Source organism: Catenibacterium sp. RTP21428st1_D7_RTP21428_210409, from assembly GCF_040227455.1.
Classification (GTDB): Bacteria; Bacillota_I; Bacilli_A; order Erysipelotrichales; family Coprobacillaceae; genus Catenibacterium; species Catenibacterium mitsuoka_A.
The window spans coordinates 1-17806 of sequence record NZ_JBEHVX010000011.1 but is presented as its reverse complement, the minus strand read 5'-3'; the positions used below and the strand labels follow the sequence as shown (position 1 = coordinate 17806).

Annotated in this window: 19 protein-coding genes and 1 pseudogene; 4 read left to right on the top strand and 16 right to left on the bottom strand. The window is 33.8% G+C overall.

Going from position 1 to position 17806, the window contains the following annotated elements; genetic code table 11:
- Positions 1-29: 29 nt before the first annotated feature.
- The 6 genes and pseudogenes from ABUA27_RS03050 to ABUA27_RS03025 form a co-directional block, all read right to left on the bottom strand.
- Positions 30-1649 carry a peptide ABC transporter substrate-binding protein gene (locus ABUA27_RS03050; RefSeq protein ID WP_287846444.1) on the bottom strand — a complete coding sequence of 540 codons (1620 nt, stop codon included), beginning with the start codon at positions 1647-1649 and terminating at the stop codon, positions 30-32.
- 245 nt (positions 1650-1894) lie between these two features.
- Complete coding sequence (locus ABUA27_RS03045) at positions 1895-3514, bottom strand: peptide ABC transporter substrate-binding protein (RefSeq protein WP_287968437.1); 1620 nt, start codon at positions 3512-3514, stop codon at positions 1895-1897.
- Positions 3515-3795: 281 nt separating this feature from the next.
- Positions 3796-4521: a hypothetical protein gene (locus tag ABUA27_RS03040; protein ID WP_349820207.1), complete on the bottom strand. Its 726-nt coding sequence runs from the start codon at positions 4519-4521 to the stop codon at positions 3796-3798.
- Positions 4522-4574: 53 nt separating this feature from the next.
- Positions 4575-4781, bottom strand: a complete 207-nt coding sequence (locus tag ABUA27_RS03035; protein WP_349820206.1) for a hypothetical protein — start codon at positions 4779-4781, stop codon at positions 4575-4577.
- A gap of 76 nt (positions 4782-4857) precedes the next feature.
- The gene (locus tag ABUA27_RS03030) at positions 4858-5244 is read right to left on the bottom strand and encodes an MATE family efflux transporter (RefSeq protein ID WP_349820205.1); all 387 of its coding nucleotides are present in this window, start codon (positions 5242-5244) and stop codon (positions 4858-4860) included.
- 7 nt (positions 5245-5251) lie between these two features.
- Positions 5252-6022, bottom strand: a pseudogene (locus ABUA27_RS03025) (MATE family efflux transporter).
- 137 nt (positions 6023-6159) lie between these two features.
- On the opposite strand from ABUA27_RS03025, the gene ABUA27_RS03020 reads away from it, so the two are divergent.
- Positions 6160-6705, top strand: a complete 546-nt coding sequence (locus tag ABUA27_RS03020; protein ID WP_349820204.1) for a hypothetical protein — start codon at positions 6160-6162, stop codon at positions 6703-6705.
- On the top strand, positions 6705-6968 hold the full coding sequence (locus ABUA27_RS03015) for a DUF1292 domain-containing protein (RefSeq protein ID WP_129980458.1): 264 nt from the start codon (positions 6705-6707) through the stop codon (positions 6966-6968). The genes ABUA27_RS03020 and ABUA27_RS03015 overlap by 1 nt, the downstream gene beginning before the upstream one ends.
- 30 nt (positions 6969-6998) lie before the next feature.
- Here the strand turns inward: ABUA27_RS03015 and ABUA27_RS03010 are convergent, their stop codons facing one another.
- The 10 genes from ABUA27_RS03010 to ABUA27_RS02965 all read right to left on the bottom strand — a co-directional run bounded on the left by ABUA27_RS03010 (position 6999) and on the right by ABUA27_RS02965 (position 16131).
- Positions 6999-7487, bottom strand: coding sequence for a methylated-DNA--[protein]-cysteine S-methyltransferase (locus ABUA27_RS03010; RefSeq protein ID WP_287968431.1), 489 nt, complete (start codon positions 7485-7487; stop codon positions 6999-7001).
- A gap of 40 nt (positions 7488-7527) precedes the next feature.
- Positions 7528-8976, bottom strand: a complete 1449-nt coding sequence (locus ABUA27_RS03005) for a glycoside hydrolase family 1 protein (RefSeq protein ID WP_129980460.1) — start codon at positions 8974-8976, stop codon at positions 7528-7530.
- A 32-nt stretch (positions 8977-9008) separates the two neighbouring features.
- Positions 9009-9875 carry an N-acetylglucosamine kinase gene (locus ABUA27_RS03000; RefSeq protein WP_129980461.1) on the bottom strand — a complete coding sequence of 289 codons (867 nt, stop codon included), beginning with the start codon at positions 9873-9875 and terminating at the stop codon, positions 9009-9011.
- A 12-nt stretch (positions 9876-9887) separates the two neighbouring features.
- Positions 9888-11240 carry a PTS sugar transporter subunit IIC gene (locus ABUA27_RS02995; protein ID WP_129980462.1) on the bottom strand — a complete coding sequence of 451 codons (1353 nt, stop codon included), beginning with the start codon at positions 11238-11240 and terminating at the stop codon, positions 9888-9890.
- Positions 11241-11254: 14 nt separating this feature from the next.
- Positions 11255-11587, bottom strand: a complete 333-nt coding sequence (locus tag ABUA27_RS02990; RefSeq protein WP_129980463.1) for a hypothetical protein — start codon at positions 11585-11587, stop codon at positions 11255-11257.
- An 11-nt stretch (positions 11588-11598) separates the two neighbouring features.
- Positions 11599-12498, bottom strand: a complete 900-nt coding sequence (gene murQ, locus ABUA27_RS02985) for an N-acetylmuramic acid 6-phosphate etherase (protein WP_287968430.1) — start codon at positions 12496-12498, stop codon at positions 11599-11601.
- Positions 12499-12612: 114 nt separating this feature from the next.
- Positions 12613-13449: a MurR/RpiR family transcriptional regulator gene (locus tag ABUA27_RS02980; protein ID WP_129980465.1), complete on the bottom strand. Its 837-nt coding sequence runs from the start codon at positions 13447-13449 to the stop codon at positions 12613-12615.
- A gap of 261 nt (positions 13450-13710) precedes the next feature.
- The gene (locus ABUA27_RS02975; protein ID WP_349820203.1) at positions 13711-14283 is read right to left on the bottom strand and encodes a hypothetical protein; all 573 of its coding nucleotides are present in this window, start codon (positions 14281-14283) and stop codon (positions 13711-13713) included.
- A gap of 458 nt (positions 14284-14741) precedes the next feature.
- The gene (locus ABUA27_RS02970; RefSeq protein WP_287967977.1) at positions 14742-15725 is read right to left on the bottom strand and encodes a hypothetical protein; all 984 of its coding nucleotides are present in this window, start codon (positions 15723-15725) and stop codon (positions 14742-14744) included.
- A 13-nt stretch (positions 15726-15738) separates the two neighbouring features.
- Complete coding sequence (locus ABUA27_RS02965; RefSeq protein WP_022426002.1) at positions 15739-16131, bottom strand: MerR family transcriptional regulator; 393 nt, start codon at positions 16129-16131, stop codon at positions 15739-15741.
- A gap of 161 nt (positions 16132-16292) precedes the next feature.
- Here ABUA27_RS02965 and ABUA27_RS02960 point away from each other — a divergent pair, with 161 nt between their 5' ends.
- Positions 16293-16577 carry a nucleoside triphosphate pyrophosphohydrolase gene (locus ABUA27_RS02960; RefSeq protein WP_330041738.1) on the top strand — a complete coding sequence of 95 codons (285 nt, stop codon included), beginning with the start codon at positions 16293-16295 and terminating at the stop codon, positions 16575-16577.
- A gap of 64 nt (positions 16578-16641) precedes the next feature.
- A complete protein-coding gene (locus ABUA27_RS02955) occupies positions 16642-17601 on the top strand; it encodes an HNH endonuclease domain-containing protein (RefSeq protein WP_349820202.1) in 960 nt (319 codons plus the stop codon).
- The last annotated feature ends 205 nt before the right edge of the window (positions 17602-17806 follow it).

The window sequence follows — 17806 nt, the reverse complement described above, 5'->3', positions numbered from 1 at the left end:
AAAGAGGCAGTTGCCTGCCTCTTTGTATGTTATTTAAGTGTTACATATTTGAATACGTATGGAGTACTTACTGTATTATGAACTAATCCCTTAACGTTCTTAGCCTGTAATGCAGCTGTACCAGTTTGAACAACTGGAATATTTGGCATATCGTCCATCATTACTTTTTCAGCTTCAAGCAATTCATTCCAACGTTTATTTACGTCAGTTTCATTTTGAGCCTGTTTTAATAATGAGTTGTACTGCACATTTTCCCATTTACCATAGTTGTTTGAGTTACTGCTTGCAAGAACGTTTAAGAAAGTAGTTGGATCAGCATAGTCTGGAGCCCAACGAGTGCAGGCAATCTGGAAGTTACCACTTGCTTCTCTGTTATAGATTCTATCTTTCTTAACAGTAGCTACCATGTTAACTTTTAAGCCCTTTAACTTAGTAAATGAACCCTGTAAGTATTCTGCGAAAGTATCCATTGGAGATTCATCAGTACCATATAATAAATCAACTGTGATTGTATCAGTACCTAATTCTTTCTTAGCAGCATCTAAGTATTCCTGTGCTTTCTTTACATCATAGTCTGTATATTTACCAGATTCTTCACGGAAATCCTTACCTGAAGGGCTCTTACATAACTGAGCTGGTACAAAACCAGTAGCTGGCTGTGAACCATCTTTTAAGATGTTATCACATAAATCTTTTCTATTGATTGCATAAGATAATGCATGTCTTAAGTTTTTGTTTGCGGTAGTATCTGCTTTGAAGTTACAGATTAAGTAAGCAAGATATCCTTCTCTGATAGCCTTGAAAGTATCTTTACCTTTATACTTATCTACTAATGTAGAATTGATTGTAGCATAATCAACTTTACCATTATCGAAGTTCTGAGCAGCAGTCTTAGGATCCTGTACTAAGTACATTTCTAAGTTCTTAGTCTTAACAGACTTTGCATCATAGTACTTATCATTCTTAGTGAATGTAGCCTTGTTACCCTTGATCCACTTAGTCATCTTATAAGCACCATTACCTAAAATATATTCAGGCTTAGTTGCATAGTTCTTACCACATTTTTCAACGAACTTCTGGTTCTGTGGGAAATAACATGGGAATGACATTAAACCTACAAAATATGGAACATTCTTTTCAAGATCAACGACAACAGTCTTGTCATCAGTTGCTTTAATACCAAGTGTGTTTAACTGTTCATCAGTTGCAGTAGTACCTAAATCAATTAAAGAATCAGCATTCTTAATTGAAGCACCTTCGCTACCTAACATATAAGCGTAGTTACCTGCATTCTTGATGATTCTGTGCCATGAGTATACGAAGTCCTGCGCAGTAACATCATCACCATTAGCCCATTTAGCATCTCTTAAATGGAAAGTATAAGTTAATCCATTGTTGCTTACATCCCAGCTCTTAGCGATACCAGGGATTGTGTTGCCCTTCACATCAACAGTTGTTAAACCGTCTGTGATGGCAGTGATTGCATTGAAAGACATTGCATCATCAACGACTGTGCTATCCATACCAACGATATCTGTATCATTCGCAAATCTGAATGTATCAGTATCTGTCTTAGAACCACAGCCAGCAAGCATACCTGCAGCAGTAGTTAATGCAAGCAATACCTTTACTGTTTTACCTGTTTTCATTAATTTTCCCTCCAAAATTTATTATTAATGTTAACAATTGTGTAGTTTACGCTTTACGTCAGATATAGTCAATCGTTTTGTACATTTTATTTGTAAATATATTAAAATTTCATTACATTTTAGCAATATCAGAAATATTGTAAATGTTTAATCAAAACACACACACACACACACAAAAAAAAAAAAAAAAGGAGACAGCATTTCTGCTATCTCCTAGGCCACTCTGTTTTGACACAAAGTAGAGGTTATTTTAATTTAACATATTTGAAAGTATATGGAGTTCCTACTGGCACCACTACCAATCCTTTTACGTTCTTAGCCTTTAATGCTGCAGCACCCTTTTCGAACACTGGGATATAAGCCATATCTTCCATCATAACTTTTTCAGCCTGGATCATTAAATCCCAACGCTTAGTTAAATCTGATTCTTTCTGGATCTGTTCCATTAATGCATCAAACTTAGCATTAGCATATTTACCATAGTTGTTTGAGTTATCAGTTAAAGCTAAGTTTAAGTAAGTTGTAGGATCTGCGTAGTCTGGTCCCCAACGAGTACATACAACCTGGAAGTTACCATTTGCTTCTCTGTTATAGATTCTATCTTTCTTAACAGTTGCAACCATGTTTACCTTTAAGCCTTTTAACTTAGAGAATGAACCCTGTAAGTATTCAGCCATAGTATCCATTGGTGATTCATCAGTACCATATAATAAATCAATAGTGATTGTATCTGTACCTAATTCTTTCTTAGCTGCATCTAAATATTCCTGAGCTTTCTTCTGATCATAGCTTACATATTTATCTGCATCATCACGGAAGTCTTTACCAGCTGGGCTAGTAGATAACTGAGATGGAATGAAACCAGTCGCTCCTTTAGAACCATCTTTTAATACGTTTTCACATAAATCTTTTCTATTGATTGCATAAGCTAAAGCTTCTCTTACGTTCTTATTAGCAACAGTGTCGTTCTTGAAGTTTAACTGTAAGTAGAATAAGTAACCTTCATTGAAAGTAGTGAATGTATCTTTACCTTTATACTTATCTACTAATGTAGAGTTGATTCTTGCATAGTCAACTTTACCATTATCGAAGTTCTGTGCAGCAGTCTTAGGATCCTGTACTAAGTACATTTCAAGATTCTTAGTTGCTACTGTTTTCGCATCATAGTACTTATCGTTCTTAGTGAATGTTGCTTTGTTTCCCTTAACCCACTTAGTCATTTTATAAGCACCATTAGATAATGTGTATTCTGGCTTAGTACCATAGTTCTTACCACATTTTTCAACGAACTTTTCGTTCTGTGGGAAGTAGCATGGGAATGCCATTAAGTCTGTGAAATATGGAACTTTGTTTTCAAGTTCTACTACTAAAGTCTGATCATCTTTAGCTGTAACACCAAGAGTAGCCATCTGTTCATCAGTTGCATTAGCACCTAATTCCATAAGTGCATCTGCGTTCTTAACTGAAGCACCTCCGCTGCCTAACATATAGGCATAGTTACCAGCATTTTTGATGATCTTACGCCAAGAATAAACGAAGTCATTTGCAGTAACCTTATCACCATTTGACCACTTTGCATTTCTTAAGTGGAATGTATAAGTCTTACCATCATCACTTACATCCCAGCTCTTAGCAATAGCAGGTGCAGTCTTACCTTTTTCGTTAACGGCTGTTAAACCATCTGTAATAGCGTGAACTGCGTTGAATGACATACCATCATCAACAACTGTAGAATCCATACCCTGGATATCTAATTCACTTGCAAATCTGAATGTATCAGTATCTGTCTTAGAACCACAGCCAGCTAACATTCCTGCAGCAGTTGCAGCGGTAAGCAATACTTTTACTGTTTTACCTGTTTTCATATATTCTCCTCCTGTAGTATTTGTTTTCTACTATGGTGATTAGTTTAGTCTAAAAATTGTATACTGTCAACATAATTTCACACAAATTTTTGTATTTTAGTGACAATTCTCATTTTTATTACTGTATTTACTAAATTCTAAACATGTGTGTCTATTTTTTAGTAACTTTTTATCACTTTGACAATAGATTGTACTAAATTCTGTACAATATTTTAAATTGTAAAGGACGTATATACAAAAAATGAGCAATACAATCCTGTATTGTTCATTTTTTGTGTTTTCTATTTTTTTAACTTATTTTGATAGTCTTGCAGGGCATCTGTAGCATAAGATCTTGCATTAGATTCGTTGATCTGATTGTAGTATTTTGCCTTATTTGTAACTTTGGTAGAGAATTCTTTCTTATAAGTGTCAATGATACGATAGTCAAACAACTTACTATAATCACTGCTCATTGTGTCATAAGATTCTACAAGGGCATATTCATAAGCATGATATGAACTATGAAGCAATGCCTCTAGTAGAGTTGTAGAAGATGCATGATCTAATTGACTGATATCAAAAGTAATTTCTTTTGATTTATTATTATACTGACAACAGGCATGTGTTAAGTGACTTCCAGCCCCTACTTTGATTCTTGCAGATATACCGAGATAGTCTCTTTTGTTATTACATATAGTCTGCAATGTATTGAGCTTCTCTTTACGTGTGAGTTTAGACCAGTTATGTAAGTTTTTAAGTGATTTTTCATCATATTTTCTCATATAGACATCTGTATTATTTGTAATCTTTGTAGATGATTGTATGATAGAAGAACCAAACAAAGTAACACTTAATACAATGACAAGTGATAAGAGAGAAGCTAAACCAATCACAAGCTGTAATTTTTCAAAGAGTGAGTTATAGTTTCTTCTTTTTACTTTATAGAAATAAAATCCTACATAAACTAAATCAAGACCAATAAGTAATACCCATACTATTCCTAGCGGTATAGGAAGAAGTAACATATAGGCAAGTGTTGTATAGATACCAAAAGGTATGAGTACGTTTGTCGCAATGCTTAAGTAGTTTCTTCTATCATCCTTTTAAAGTAGATGAGTCCAAAGCTAAGTACTGTAAGCAAGAATAATACAAGCTTAGATTGTAGTAACGAACAGCCCGGAATCACTTTAAAGATAAATAAACAGAATATAATGAGAGTAACACAATATTCAGTGACTGCCCTAATAATGAAATCTTTAAGTGTAAATGTATTATGTTGTTTCACACTTTCCCCTCCTAATATTAATTATATTGTAAATACAAGTGAAAAAGAAGCCCAAAAGAAAAGCCAGAGAACCGGCTTAGACATTCGTGAGTTTTTTCTTTTTTACAACTAAATAGGCAATCACAATGGATGCAGAAGTCACTGCCCAGCTGATTGGGTAGACAACTAACACTGACTGGAATGTATGGATTCTTGCGAAGGCAATAAAGATCCAGGCAAGTCTTAATGCACATGTGAAGATGATACAGAGTACTGTAGAGATCATTGGATTTCCTAGTCCTCTGAGTGCACCTGACATGATTTCTATAGTCATATTGATTACTTCAAATGTGACTACAATAGAAATACGGATACAGGCTATTTTCACAATGGCAGGATCTGATGTAAAGATTCCTGCTAGGACTGGTGAGAATGATACGAAGAGTGCACTGATAGCACCTGTAAAAAGTGCACCAAGTAACATACACCATCTAATAGACTGGATACATCTTTATTCCTTGTATTGCAGCAGGAATACCTATAATAAGTATTTCTTTTGTATAGACCCATTCCATCTTCATATTGTCTAATCTAACCTGCAAAGCGCCTTCTTCTTTATACAGAATTCTAAAGAGTAATAAAGAACTAGTTGCATCAGCAATCGTAGTAGCCAAGGCTACACCTGCGACATCTAGCTTAAATAAAATGACAAATACTAGATTCAATACAACATTAATAGTACCTGAAACAATTAAACAGTAGAGTGATCTTTTGGTATCTCCACCCGCTCTTAGTATGGCAGATTCAAAGTTATAGATAGTTAAGAAGAACATTCCTATAAAACATACTCTTAAGTAGAGTACTGCAAGAGGTAGTACTTCTGTTGGTGTAAACATGAGTTCTAATAATGGACGAGCAATAATTTCTCCAATAATAGATACAATAAAACCAGTAATAATAGATAATACAAGTGCTGTATGTATGGCCTGATTGGCTCTATCTTCTCTTTATGCTCCTAAGAAACGTGAAATAATCACATTAGCTCCTACTGAGAAACCTACAAAGATTGTGATAAATAGATTAGTGATTGGGGCCGTACTCCCTACTGCCGCTAGTGAATGACTTCCTGAAAACTGTCCTACAGTCGCTACATCACAGGAATTGAATAACTGCTGAATAATACTTGTAGCTGCTAAAGGTAATGCGAATGACAGGATCTTATCCCATAATGATCCTTCTAATGGATTAATTCTTTTAGCCATAATTTCCCCCCTTCTTGTCTATTCTATCTTTAAAGCACGCTTTAAGCTCAATACTATACTTATTTATTTTTTATGATGCATTATTTCACAATTAGAAATCATTTTCCTATATAATTAATATGAAAGGAGGTTTCACTATGAAGAAACTATTTAAATTATTATTATCGTGTATGGTAGTGTTTGGTTTAAGTGCATGTACCAACAATAATAAGGATACAGGACAGAGTAATCCTACTAAACAAACTGATACACCAACACAAACAGAACAATCAATTGATGAAGCATTCTATAAGGATTTTAAAACTGCATTAGAAGAAAGATGGGAAATAGAAGAAAATGATGCAGAACTCACTACAGAAATCTATACTCGTTATGTAGATACTGAACTTAAATATCTAAGCAAGTATGAACATAAAGAAGATTCATTTAATAATCATGAAATTGGTGAAGCAGCTGAAGATTATGTAGAAGCCTTAGTTGAAGGTAAACAGATGGCTTATCTTATCGATAAGGATAATGCTAAATGGCAACACGAGTATGAGGATGAAGTATTCGAAGAAAGTACTGAAGCTATTTATAAGTTGAACGCTATAAAGAAGATTACTTTTGAAAATGAAGAGAACCAGAAGAAATTTGATCGTCTTGTGAAATATGGTGAAGAATATAGTAAGAGGGATGACTAATGGATAATATTGTCGTATTGAATGATAATGATGGAAATGAATTAGAGTTTGAATATCTTGATTTAATTGAACATAATGAAGAAACATATGTTGTTTTATTGCCAGTAGATGAAGAATCAGATGAGGTAGTGATCTTGAAATGTGAAGAATCAGAGGATGATTCTGATGAAGAAAACTATCGTTCAGTAGATGATGAAGCACTACTTAATGAACTGTTTGAAATCTTTAAAGAAAAGAATGCAGATAAGTTTGATTTTGATTAAAAATGAGGGGCACCTGATGGTGCCCCTTTATTATGCTTCTAATTTTAATAACGCTTCTTTTCTATCAATACCACCTGCATAACCTGTTAAGCTTCCATTACTGCCTAATACTCTATGACAAGGCACTATGATACTTATTCTATTATGTCCTACTGCTCCTCCTACTGCCTGTGCAGAGAATCTTTTAACACCTCTTCTTTGTGCTAATATATTTGCTATTTCTCCATAAGTCATTGTATGGCCATAAGGAATATCACATAAAATTTCCCATACTTCTTTTTGGAAATCTGTACCTATGAAGTGAAGAGGAAAATCAATAGGTGGCTGTTCTTTCTTAAAATAGAGATCAAGCCATTTTTTTACTTTTAGAATAAGTTCTGTATCTTTTTCTTCATAAGGTTCTTTTAATCCTGATGCATAATACTTCTGATTCTCAAACCATAAGCCATATACACCTATTTCATCTGTCGCAATAAGTATATCTCCTAGAGGAGATTGATAGTGTCCGATATAAGTCATATGAAATCCTCCATATGTCTATCATACTAAAAAGAATTCCTTAGTTGAATTGTTTATGCTTATTTTCAATAAAGTCATGGTACCACTTAAAACTATCCTTCTTATATCTCTTATAAGTACCCTGACCTAGATTATTGGCGTCCACATAAACAACGCCATAACGTTTCTCCATTTCACAGCTTCCTGCAGAAACGATATCAATCACACCCCACATGATATAGCCAATAACGTCTACACCATCATCAATCGCTTCATCAATTTGTTTAAAGTGCTGTTCAAGATAATCTATTCTATATGGATCATGAATCAAACCATCTTCCATAATATCATGTGCGCCAAGTCCATTTTCACATATAAAGACAGGTTTCTGTGTTCTATCATACATCTTGTTCAACATGATTCTTAGTCCTACAGGATCAATCTGCCATCCCCAGTCACTTGCCTTAAGATGAGGGTTCTTTGTAGATACAACGAGATTACCCGCAGTCTGTTGACCATCTTCCTTACATGTTGCGATAGAACTTGAATAATATGAGAAGCTGACAAAGTCACATGTATATTTTTTAAGTAATTCTGAATCTTCTTCTGTAACAGTTAGATGAATATCATTTTCTCTAAAGAAACGATCCATATAGCTTGGATAATGACCATTCGCTAGTATATCTATCGCAAACCACTGATGGATTTCTTCATCTCTGACTGCTTTTAAGTTATCTTCTGGAGTAGATGTAAGTGGATAATAACAGAAACATGCCACCATACAGCCTGATTGACTCTTTGGAGAGAGTTTTTTCGCAATCTTAATTGTCTTAGCACTTGCTACAAATTGATGATGTAATGACTGGAATACGAGTGTCTGATTATAAGGCTGATCCTTTTCTTTTACTAATCCTACACCATTATAAGGACTAAAGTATCCAGCATTTATTTCATTAAATGGGAGGAAGTAATCAATATATTCTCCCCAGTTTTCAAATACAACTGTCGCAAATCTTTCATAGAATTCAATCAGTTTTCTATTTGTCCATCCACCATAATGTTCTACTAGGTATAATGGAACAGCATAATGATTCATTGTGAGAAAGATCTTCATACCTGCTTTATGTACTTCTTTGAAGATATGATCATAGAACTTAATTCCCTCTTCATTAGGTGTTTCTTCATCTCCATGAGGATAAAGTCTTGCCCAGCTGATTGAGAAACGATAGATATCAATACCTAATTCTTTAAGTAAGGCAATATCTTCATCAATATGATGGTAACCATCACTACCCTGTCTAAATGGGTAGTGTCCTATTCCTTCACATTTCTTTGCTTCATCAATAATATCTTGTGTAAGTAATCTTGTAGATGTTGTCGCATCAGATGTTCTTTTTAGATAGGGTCTACAATCTTGTGTATCTAAGCCTTTACCGCCTTCTTTATAGCCACCTTCATACTGGCTGCTGGCAGTGGCTCCACCCCATAATATATCTTTTGTCTTTTTCATAGTTTCCTCCTTTATTAAAAAAACTAAGGTTTTCACCCTAGTTTCTTCGCAAGCTTGTAAGCACCATATTCCGGTGTATGGATAGGTGAAATAAGATAATCTATTGTTTCATTCAAAACAGGTAGAATATAGTGAGAAGCATGATCAAATACACCTCCAATATAAGAAATACGAGGTGTTGAATCATGTTGTTTTAAAAGTGTTTGTATAAGTGAACGAATTTCTAATGCTGTCTGTTTATATATTTCTATCGCATAAGGATCTCCCTGATTGGCAGCTAATCCATTGATATAAGCATAGGATGCAGTAGATGTACGATTTAGATGATTCATAAATGTGATAATATCATAATCAATATCTAGATGACATTCTTCCATAACAAGATCATAAAGAGCTGTCTTTTCTAGTCTGCCATCTATTTCTTTACAGAATGTATTAAACATCTTCTTCGCAATCCAATAAGCACTGCCTTCATCTCCTAATTGATAACCCCAGCCTCCACAACGTGTGAGCTTATTATTCTTAAGTGATAAGGCAATACTGCCTGTTCCTGCAATGACCACAATGCCATCATGCCCATCTAACGCACCTTCTATCGCAATTCTTACATCACTTTCTACGACAAAAGGTCGATTTCCAAATGCTTCTTTACATATATATTCTATTTTGTCTCTTAGTTCTTTCTGTTGGCCATATCCTGCAAGTCCTGCACCAATAATGGCAGTATGATCAGGATCTAGCTGATTGACACCATCTCTTAATATTTCAATAGATTGATCTTGTGGCTGAGTTAAAACATGTACTGTAGGAAGTATTAGTTCTTTTAAACGTATTCCGTTCTCATCAAAAAGAACCATCTTTGTTTTTGTACCTCCGCCATCTATACCTATATACAACATTTCTGTTACCTCTTAATTTTCAGATGCTTCGTTTGCCTTTTCTTCTTCTAATAATTTATTATCATACATCTTAAAGAATGGATAATACATAATAACTGAAAGTATAATTAGTACAATACTTAATACTGCTGCTCTCCAGTCACCACCACATGCAAGATATGCACCAATTGGGCCAGGAAGTGTCCAAGGGGCAATAGTGACTGCACAGTTTACTAAATGCATAGCTGTTGCAATCCAAGCAATAGTTGCAAGAACTAATGGGACTAAGATAAATGGAATTAACAACATTGGATTTAATACGATTGGTGCACCAAAGATCATTGGTTCATTGATATTGAACAGTGAAGGAAGGATAGTTGTTCTACCGAGTGTTTTACCATATTTACTCTTAGCTGCAAAACAGAATAGAATCGCAAGTCCTAAAGTAGCACCAGAACCACCAATATGGACAAACCACTGTAAGAACGGTTCTACACCAATATGAGTGGCAGTCTTACCTGCTGCAACTGCTGCAGTATTCTGATCTAATAGAATTAACCAGATTGGTCTAGCAAGTGAGCTGACAATAGAGTCACCATGAATACCAAATGACCAGAAGAACATGATTAAGAAAATAATGAGTAATGTAGAAGGTAATGTATCAGTCGCATTGACTAAAGGTTTAATAAGGTCACCTACAATGCTGTGAACATCTACACCTAACCACATAGTGAGTGTAGAAATACCTAAGATAATGATAATAGTAGGTGTCAATGATTCAAATGATCTTGCGACTGCAGGTGGAACAGCTGCAGGCATAGTGATCTTTAATCCTTTCACCTGTGTAAAACGATATACTTCTACACCAATAAAGGCAGAAATAATACCAATAAACATACCTGCTGAACCTAAGTGTTCTGCAGGAATAACATAACCAGATGGGAGCTGCTGTAAAAATGCATTTAATTCAGCATTCTTAGTGGCAAGAGCTGCGATTGAATCTGTGACATCTGGAATAGATGCTGGTACAACTGTAAGCAGGAATGTAAGTTCTGCCATAATTGCACCACTTAAACCATCTAAATCATATGATTTAGCTAAAGAGTAACCAATACCAAATACAGCATAGAGTGTCATGATATACATTGACATTCTATAAGGTAAAAGAATTGCGACTGCATTTGCTTTAATGAATTTTGCAAGTGCCCAGTCTGCAGGCATCTGGTTGTAAGAAAAAGCAACAACCATTAATAATGAGCTAACAATGATAATCGGTAATGTCGCAATAATACCATCACGGATCGCGCGTAAATGTCTTTGATTAGAGAGTTTTTCTAATGGACCCGCTAGTTTACCCTCAATGACATTTGTAATTGCATCGAACATAATTTAATCTCCTATTATTTAATCATTAATATTAATACAAAGGCCATCAAAGAGAAGAGACCTGTTACAAGCCAAAAGTTTTTACATAATCCTTCTTTTCTTTCAATGAAATACTGGGAATAAGCAACACTGAGTCCACATGCAAGACCACTAATTAGTGCATTAGGGAGTCTGAAGTCGATGTGGAGATAAGTGAATCCATTGACACAGATGAGAAGGGACAACATTGTAGAAACAAGAATAAGTAATGCACTCTTGAAACCAAACATAGGGATATCATAATCCGTTATACCAAAGACATTCTTGTTTTGTTTATTGTTTTGATTTTTTACAATGTACTTATTCATCTCATATCCTCCTATAGATTACTTTTTACAGTTTTACTTATATTTCCATTATTTTTAAGAAGAGCTTCTTCACATTCTTTTTCATCTCTACCTGTTAAACCAGATAGAATCGCAATCTTTACATTGTAGTGACATTTAGTTAATAATGCGATTGATTCTTCTTCAGAACAATCTAAAGATTGTGAGACAATGTTAACAGCTCTGATCTTAAGTTTTTCATTGGTAGGCTGTACATCAACCATAAGGTTTTTATAGACCTTTCCTCTTTTGATCATTACAGATGTAGAAAGCATATTTAAGACAAGTTTTTGTGCAGTACCTGCCTTCATTCTTGTAGAGCCAGTCACGACTTCTGCACCTGTAATTGCTTCAATTGGATAGTGGGAGTATTTTGATATTTCCCCATTGTGAACACAACAGATAGAAACTGTCTGGCATCCTAGTGTGCGCGCATATTGAAGTCCGCCAATGACATAAGGTGTTCTGCCTGATGCTGCAATACCACATACAACATCTTTGTCTGTTAAGTGGATATTCTTTAAGTCCTCTACAGCGAGTTCCTGAGAATCTTCTGCACCTTCTATTGCAGTTGTGAGTGCGATGTTCCCACCAGCGATTAATCCTTGTACAAGTTGAGGATCAACACCATAGGTAGGAGGACATTCTGATGCATCTAGTACACCTAATCTCCCTGATGTACCAGCACCAATATAAATCAATCTGCCACCTTGACTCATCTGTTGATAGATACAGTCAACAGCATCTGCAATTTGCGGTAAGACGTCTCTTACAGCTAAAGCCACCTTCTGATCTTCATTATTAATAGTAGTAAGAATATCTATCGTAGACATTTCATCTATATGTAATGAATCAGGATTTGACTGTTCTGTATCTAAGTTATTTAAGTTCATTCTTGTTCCCTCCTTCCAATATCATTATAGACTTGTTGAAATATTATTTCAAGTATATTTCATTATAAATGAAATGTTATTTCTATAATAAAAGACTCATAGTGAAATATGAGTCTACTTTTTGAGTATAGAGACATTGTCTTTAGAATCTATGAGATTCTTTTTATGTTCTTCAAAGTTCTTCTTAAATACACCATAGTACAATAAGTCAGTTATCACAAATGAAGAGATACGAGAAGAGACTGCACCAATACGCAAGGCTTTTTCTTCACTTGGTACTTTAAGTGAGTAGGTACTTAGTTTAGAAATTGGATTAGAGTTGATCTGTGTAATAGAGATAAATGGTATTTGTTTTTCATGTAACACTCTAGCAACATCTACTAAACCAGTTGTAGAACCTGAGTAACTGATAATAAGTGCTGCATCATTTTGATCCATGCTTTGGGCAAAGGTCATCTGTACATGTAAATCAGCGTTATAGATCACCTTCTTGCCTATACGCATGAGTTTTTGGTAGATATCTAAACCAATGACTGATGAACCACCTACACCAAAGAGATAGATAGTAGAAGCATTATTGAGTAAGTCTATTGATGCTTCTAGTGTATCTATGTTTATTAACTGGTATGTTTTTAAGACTGTGTTCATATTTAATCTACAGCCTTTTTCTACTAATGTACTGATATTATCTTCTGGTTCAAAGATGAGATCTACTTCTTGTTGTTTTTCTTCTTTAGTAGATTGAGCTAAGTTCATCTTTAAATCACTGAAGCCTTTAAAACCTATTTTCTTTGAGAAACGGATAATAGCAGCTGCAGAGGTATTTGTCTTTTCACCTAGTGCCTGTGCAGAATCCTGTAAAATATCATTTTCTAGTATGTATTCAGCTATAAGCTTTTCTGTTGCAGTATAGCTATCATTGTATTCTTTAATTCTTAAATATGCGTTCATGAGATCACCTCCGATTAACCTTATTATAGCATATAGAAAGAGTTGTTTTGTATATAAAAATATCCCCTAGAGGGGGGATTGGAAATCATGAGGTTTCCGTACTTGCCATTTTATACTGTCAAAAATTCAGTTTTCAACTTTTTATAGAAAACATCATAATTAAGTTGTTCACATCATTTTAATCAGTGCTTAAAAAGATTACCAAGATTCAACCTATTTCATTGTCCTTCTTATGATTTTTTGTTTATTATTCTTATCAAATTATATTTTCCCTTCAAGAATTAAATATATCACTTTACCATAGAATATAATTCTTTTTACCTTTATGTTTTTTAACTTTTTTCCTCTATTCTTACCCTTTAACATTTTATCCCAATATTCATCTATTTCTTTATTAGTTAAACTATCATCAAATACCTTTGAATACTTTTGGAATTGTTCTTTGAGATCGTTATTAGTCACATTATCGGAATTATTTAGAATAGCAACAGCCATTTTATTCCCAAATATGTTTTTACGTTGTATCCATATCCCTAATTTCTCGTTTGATATATCAACTATACTAGGCGAATCTTTTCCTTCAAGTTTTTTCATACTTACCATATCACTAGTAATATCTGGATCATTAATTTCGTTATATTTATTCAAAAAAGAATTAATACTTGTATCTTTTTTATAAATCAACTTTTCTTTTACCTTTTTCTTAACTCCAAAGAAACTATTTTCTAATATGTCTTTAGTTGTACTTTTTGATTTATTTGTTGTACCGCAGCTTACTAATACCAAACAAAGAAGCAGTATGATTATTTTTTTCACGTTAACACCATCTTTCATTTCACATTGAACTAAGCGTCGCTATCTATACAGTCCATATTTTGCTTTCACGTTTAATCCATAACCTATTATTGCACCAACTATATGTGCTATATTTGAAATATTGTTCTGAGCTGCAATACCTTCATATGCCTGCTGCCCAATATGCAACCAATATAAATGTGATTAGAATTTCTCCTTCTCTAAAAATAGCAAATGAAGCAAGCATAATAAAGGCGAATACTACTCCACTCTACTTCTTGTTGTTTTTCTTCTTTAGTAGGTTGAGAAACGGATATTAGCTGTTGCAGAATCTTGTAAGATATAGTCAGCTATTAGATTTTCTGTAAAGGTATAGCTATCTATTCTTAAGTATGCATTCATAGGATTAACACCATTATAGCATATGAAAAGAGTTGTTTTGAATATGAAAATACCATAAGACAAAGGGACCTGGAAATCATTCCAAGTCCCTTATATTAAAAGTCTACTTCATAATACAATATGCTTTTCTCTTCATTTTGTACTTCACTTAATACAGTTGTATTCCCAGCCATCTTCAAACTTTTCAATATCATATCAAGCTTTGCAGCATCATTTTCTTTTAAACCTGATGTACTGCTTAATTTAATACTTAGTGTCTGATGGTTTATAGGTCCCTTAGTATCCATACGCATATCTATCAAGTTTTGAACATTTTGATCATACTTCAGATATCTTACATGAGGTTCAGCTGGCTCATGTCCTGGGAAACTATTTTCAGCTTCAATCTCTACTTTATCGTATTGTTTTGATAGTTTATCAACATCAACTGACACTGTACCATCTCCATCTTTAGCTTTTCCGTCTGCTTTTCCATTCCACTTCTTCTTAATAAGTGAAGATTTTTCTCTCATATATGTAACTCTGAATTTTTTTGCACCTAAATCTTGTGCAATCTTCTGTAATTCATTCACACGAGCCTGCTTCAAACGATCAAAATATTCATCTAGCACAATATAGTTATCTTTATCAGTAGGATCTACATAATAGAAATTAACCTCTTCGTAAGGATAGAAATTCAACCCAAACTTATTCACTGAATCTTTAAAGATATTCACCCATCTCTCACCCTTACAGGTAGCCCAATATCCAATTGATCCTCTACATACTTCTATATCAAACTTCTTATCTCTTTCTACAATTCTCACAAGTCGTGAATATTGCATACCATTTAAATCTTCAGAGAAGATTGGTTTCAGTCTTTTCAAATCCCATTGACGTTTCATTTCATCCATCTTTACTGCAACATCATGGGCTTTTTCTGATGCAGTATCTCCTAGTTCTTTTGCTTTGCCTGCTGCAACATCTCCTAGTTCCTTAGCGCGCCTATCTAACTCTGCATCATCAACTGCTTTAACTACTTTCACTCTTGCTTCATCAATACCATCTTTGACATCATCAATCATTTTACTAATTTTCATAAGTTCTTCCCTCCTACATACCTTGTTCTTGTCTTATTTGTTTAATTTGATCTTTATAAGTCTTATTATTCTCTTCACTCTTTGCTGGAATAGAATATCTCTGTATAAATTCTATTACTTTCTTTTGTTCCTCTAATACTCTTATCGTATTATTGATTTTATTTACTTTCTCTTCTATTACAGTTTCCTGCTTCATTCCTTCTAGAATCAGTTTGATTCCTTTTAAATCAAATCCCATTTCTTTATACCATAATATTTCCCATAGTCTTTCCATAGTCTCATCATCATAGAGTCTATAATTATTCTTTGAGCGCTTAACAGGTAATATACCTTCATCATCATAATATTGTAATGTACGCTTACTGACTCCTGATAACTTACTCACTTCATCAATCTTTTTAAACACTTTTTACATCCTCGTAACTTGAGAATACGCTATCACGTAAACGTGATAGCAATACCCACCCTACGAATCTCCTTTCCATTAGAGAAGATGTAAATTTCGCGTATTTAAAAAGATGATGATCGTATCATCACCAATGCTTTTATATCTGTTTTATTCGTTGTATGATTAGTGAAGAGGTGATTCCAATGAAGCATATCTACAACAAGCTAATTAGAGATCGTATTCCTGAAATCATAGAAAATGATCATAAGACTTGTGCAACAAGAATACTCAATGATGAAGAGTATCTCAAATGTTTAAAAAGCAAGTTATTGGAGGAATGTCATGAAGTAATGAATGCTGAAGGTGAAGATATTAAGAAAGAGATAGCTGATGTATTAGAAGTATTAGAAGCATTAGAGAATACACTTCATATTGATCATCAAGAAGTACTTTCTATCAAATAAAAGAAGGCACATAGTAATGGTGCCTTTGATAAGAAAATCTATCTAGAATAAGTAGAGGATTCGTATGAATAAGTATATACAGGATTGGCTTGACGTAATTGAGTATATGAATAATGATAATACATATAAGTTAGCCTGGGGACGTGCTATTCTTGAGAATGTTTATACACTTAATCACATTGAAGAAAACAATGTAATTACTTTTGATGCAGTAGCTCATAAGATGGTGAAGTATTACTGGAATCAGACATTCTTCTTTAACTTAAGACAAGGATCTAACATTAAAAAGAAACCTATCATTGTTCAACAGGTTGATTTACTAATTGACAAGTATAAAGAATTAACAGGGTCTTCTATTCCTATCTGGTTTGATAAAGCTGAAGAAGAACTTACTAAAGAACAAGACTTCTATAAGAGTGTATTGAAGAAATGTGCAAGAAAGCTGAAAGATGATGTATCTTGGCGTTTTATGAATGTGAATAAGGAAACTAAGAATCTTTATGTACTTAATAAAGAGTATCTCTACATCTCAATCAATAAAGAACAGGTACTCTTATTGAAAGAATATGGCTTTGTTTTATCACAATTACTTAATTACAAATGGGCACAGTTATTAGAGAAGTTTAATAATGCTCCTCGTATTACATCTAAAGTAAAAGGTATCTCTGATAATCAGATCAGAAGAAATAATCTCACTAAATATAAAAACATATTACTTGAAAATATGAATAAACCGATTGATTTCTATACAGGAAAAGAATTGCAGCCTGATGATATCAGTGTAGATCATGTGATTCCTTGGTCATTTATGTATAGTGATGATATCTGGAATCTTGTTTTGACTTCTAAGAGTCATAATTCTTCTAAGTCCAATCATATTCCTAGTAAAGAAGTGATTGAACAGTTGAATCAAAGAAATAAAGAACTTGTAGAAACAATCAACAATAGTAAATACAAAGAAGAACTGAATATTGCGATTGCGCATAGTTATGTGGATCAATTCTATCTCTCTATGAAACTATAATTTTTTTTGAATACCCACAAACCACAGGTCAGTGAAAATTAAATTTCATAAGCACCGATTAAACGGCGTTCATGAAGCTGAACCAGACACATGAATTTCCCATCTGTTCTACAATTAGATTAGAAATTAGATGGAGGTATAATCATATGTCAAACAAAGTATTAAAGCCTAAGAAAGCTTCTCTTTATCAGTTCACTCAGAAATA

Coding starts and splice junctions, on each gene's coding strand:
- ABUA27_RS03050 (WP_287846444.1), bottom strand. CDS start 1,649: ATGAAAACAGGTAAAACAGTAAAGGTATTGCTTGCATTAACTACTGCT.
- ABUA27_RS03045 (WP_287968437.1), bottom strand. CDS start 3,514: ATGAAAACAGGTAAAACAGTAAAAGTATTGCTTACCGCTGCAACTGCT.
- ABUA27_RS03040 (WP_349820207.1), bottom strand. CDS start 4,521: ATGTTACTTCTTCCTATACCGCTAGGAATAGTATGGGTATTACTTATT.
- ABUA27_RS03030 (WP_349820205.1), bottom strand. CDS start 5,244: ATGTTACTTGGTGCACTTTTTACAGGTGCTATCAGTGCACTCTTCGTA.
- ABUA27_RS03020 (WP_349820204.1), top strand. CDS start 6,160: ATGAAGAAACTATTTAAATTATTATTATCGTGTATGGTAGTGTTTGGT.
- ABUA27_RS03015 (WP_129980458.1), top strand. CDS start 6,705: ATGGATAATATTGTCGTATTGAATGATAATGATGGAAATGAATTAGAG.
- ABUA27_RS03010 (WP_287968431.1), bottom strand. CDS start 7,487: ATGACTTATATCGGACACTATCAATCTCCTCTAGGAGATATACTTATT.
- ABUA27_RS03005 (WP_129980460.1), bottom strand. CDS start 8,976: ATGAAAAAGACAAAAGATATATTATGGGGTGGAGCCACTGCCAGCAGC.
- ABUA27_RS03000 (WP_129980461.1), bottom strand. CDS start 9,875: ATGTTGTATATAGGTATAGATGGCGGAGGTACAAAAACAAAGATGGTT.
- ABUA27_RS02995 (WP_129980462.1), bottom strand. CDS start 11,240: ATGTTCGATGCAATTACAAATGTCATTGAGGGTAAACTAGCGGGTCCA.
- ABUA27_RS02990 (WP_129980463.1), bottom strand. CDS start 11,587: ATGAATAAGTACATTGTAAAAAATCAAAACAATAAACAAAACAAGAAT.
- murQ (WP_287968430.1), bottom strand. CDS start 12,498: ATGAACTTAAATAACTTAGATACAGAACAGTCAAATCCTGATTCATTA.
- ABUA27_RS02980 (WP_129980465.1), bottom strand. CDS start 13,449: ATGAACGCATATTTAAGAATTAAAGAATACAATGATAGCTATACTGCA.
- ABUA27_RS02975 (WP_349820203.1), bottom strand. CDS start 14,283: ATGAAAGATGGTGTTAACGTGAAAAAAATAATCATACTGCTTCTTTGT.
- ABUA27_RS02970 (WP_287967977.1), bottom strand. CDS start 15,725: ATGAAAATTAGTAAAATGATTGATGATGTCAAAGATGGTATTGATGAA.
- ABUA27_RS02960 (WP_330041738.1), top strand. CDS start 16,293: ATGATTAGTGAAGAGGTGATTCCAATGAAGCATATCTACAACAAGCTA.
- ABUA27_RS02955 (WP_349820202.1), top strand. CDS start 16,642: ATGAATAAGTATATACAGGATTGGCTTGACGTAATTGAGTATATGAAT.